Here is a 2,241-nt window from a genome sequence, read left to right as displayed (position 1 = left end):
CCGCGGACTTTGGTAATCGGCCAAATGAGCTTCACATCGACCGGATACACCTTCAGGTGCCGAGGGATGCCGACAGCCCAGGCCAGCCCGCGCTCTGTTAGCCCTTGTCGAAACGGTGCGCTGAGCCCGTATCCTGCATCCGCCAGCACACATCCAAAGCGCACGTTGGCTGCCATCACGCGGTCAATCTCGGCCAAAGCAATCTCCGGCTTGGACCGTAGCGTTCGGTGTTCGACTGGCACGCGAGCGCGCTTCAAACGAGACACGTTGCTTGTCCAACTATCGGGCAGAAAGAGGCGCAACGCGACCATCACCGGCACTTCGCCGCGCGCAAGCGTCAAAGACACCAGCGTTTGGCAATTTGCCGTTTTGCCGAGAGCCGACGCGTATTGAGCTGCAACACCAACCGAGCGTTCGCCCTTCTTCGGCAGTGAGGTGTCATCAATAACGAGCACCGCATCCCTACCGCCGACAAGTCGGTCCGCCTGGTTGAGCAGCTCCGTCTCCAGCGGCGTCGCGTCCCAGACACCGTCCGCAATGAAATGGTGCAGTTGGTCGTAGTTGCCCGTGGCAAGGCGCTCCGCCATCGGCTGAACGCTCTTGCGATCGCCAGGACCGATCAGTCCCGCAACGTACAGAGGACACATCCGCTGCCGAGTCTTATGACCCAGCCGGTCCAAGAACGGCATCAGCCAGCGTTCAAGTTCGTCTTCCCATCCCGCCATGGTCAGCCCTCCAAGAGCCGACCACCCATGAATCATTGAAAAATTGATTCGGGAATCCTAAAAAATCGCGGAAATCCAATAATCTGCCAAAGTAGTGCTAGTCCGTTGCGCTTTAGCGGCTGGAGAAGCGAGATGTCGCTCATTTTAAGCCTACTTGGAATTGCGCTATTCGGCGTTGCCGGATGGGGTTTCATGTCCGTCATGAGCGAGCTGGCAAAGTGGTATACCCAAGAGCCGGTGGATACGATTTCCCGCAGGTTCGAGGTTGATGGTTTCGTCTGGAGCTCCCGCGCACCGCGCGCACTGCGCCGCCGGTTCGTTGTGACACAGGCGTGCGCTATCCCTGCGTTTCTTTGCTTGGCCGCACTGGTTTGGCTAAATGAGACGAGCCCTAATGTCCGTGTCTGGGGGACGATAGCGTTCTGTTCTCTGTCACTCTTCGTTGCCGGTTCACTGGCCTGGAAGGTCATTCGGCGCGGGATGTGATCAACGTCGTTTTGGACCGCAGGAATGGTTTTGGCCCAAAGCCGACGTACATGAGAGCCGCTTCTATGTCGCCTTTTGAGGGCAAAGCGCGGCTCGTCATGAATACATGCCCTGGCTAGGCCGCCCGGTTCTACTGCTACTCTTTATATGCGGCCGCGCCCGCCTCGCGCTCGGGCTTCTTTAGGGTCTTCGCCCGGCGGCCGACTAGCACTACTTTGGCAGATTATTGGATTTCCGCGATTTTTTAGGATTCCCGAATCAATTTTTCAATGATTCATGGGTGGTCGGCTCTTGGAGGGCTGACCATGGCGGGATGGGAAGACGAACTTGAACGCTGGCTGATGCCGTTCTTGGACCGGCTGGGTCATAAGACTCGGCAGCGGATGTGTCCTCTGTACGTTGCGGGACTGATCGGTCCTGGCGATCGCAAGAGCGTTCAGCCGATGGCGGAGCGCCTTGCCACGGGCAACTACGACCAACTGCACCATTTCATTGCGGACGGTGTCTGGGACGCGACGCCGCTGGAGACGGAGCTGCTCAACCAGGCGGACCGACTTGTCGGCGGTAGGGATGCGGTGCTCGTTATTGATGACACCTCACTGCCGAAGAAGGGCGAACGCTCGGTTGGTGTTGCAGCTCAATACGCGTCGGCTCTCGGCAAAACGGCAAATTGCCAAACGCTGGTGTCTTTGACGCTTGCGCGCGGCGAAGTGCCGGTGATGGTCGCGTTGCGCCTCTTTCTGCCCGATAGTTGGACAAGCAACGTGTCTCGTTTGAAGCGCGCTCGCGTGCCAGTCGAACACCGAACGCTACGGTCCAAGCCGGAGATTGCTTTGGCCGAGATTGACCGCGTGATGGCAGCCAACGTGCGCTTTGGATGTGTGCTGGCGGATGCAGGATACGGGCTCAGCGCACCGTTTCGACAAGGGCTAACAGAGCGCGGGCTGGCCTGGGCTGTCGGCATCCCTCGGCACCTGAAGGTGTATCCGGTCGATGTGAAGCTCATTTGGCCGATTACCAAAGTCCGCGG

General features: G+C 58.8%; 2 protein-coding genes. One reads left to right on the top strand and one right to left on the bottom strand.

Annotated elements, in window-relative coordinates; all coding sequences use genetic code 11:
• On the bottom strand, positions 1-761 hold a 761-nt coding region (locus AS156_RS04720), incomplete at its 3' end, for an IS701 family transposase (protein WP_136626016.1).
• A 719-nt stretch (positions 762-1,480) separates the two neighbouring features.
• Here AS156_RS04720 and AS156_RS04710 point away from each other — a divergent pair.
• A partial coding sequence (locus AS156_RS04710; RefSeq protein ID WP_136626016.1) for an IS701 family transposase occupies positions 1,481-2,241 on the top strand: 761 nt, incomplete at its 3' end.

The organism is Bradyrhizobium macuxiense, from assembly GCF_001542415.1.
Taxonomy (GTDB): domain Bacteria; phylum Pseudomonadota; class Alphaproteobacteria; order Rhizobiales; family Xanthobacteraceae; genus Bradyrhizobium; species Bradyrhizobium macuxiense.
This window is presented reverse-complemented; position numbering and strand designations above follow the sequence as displayed.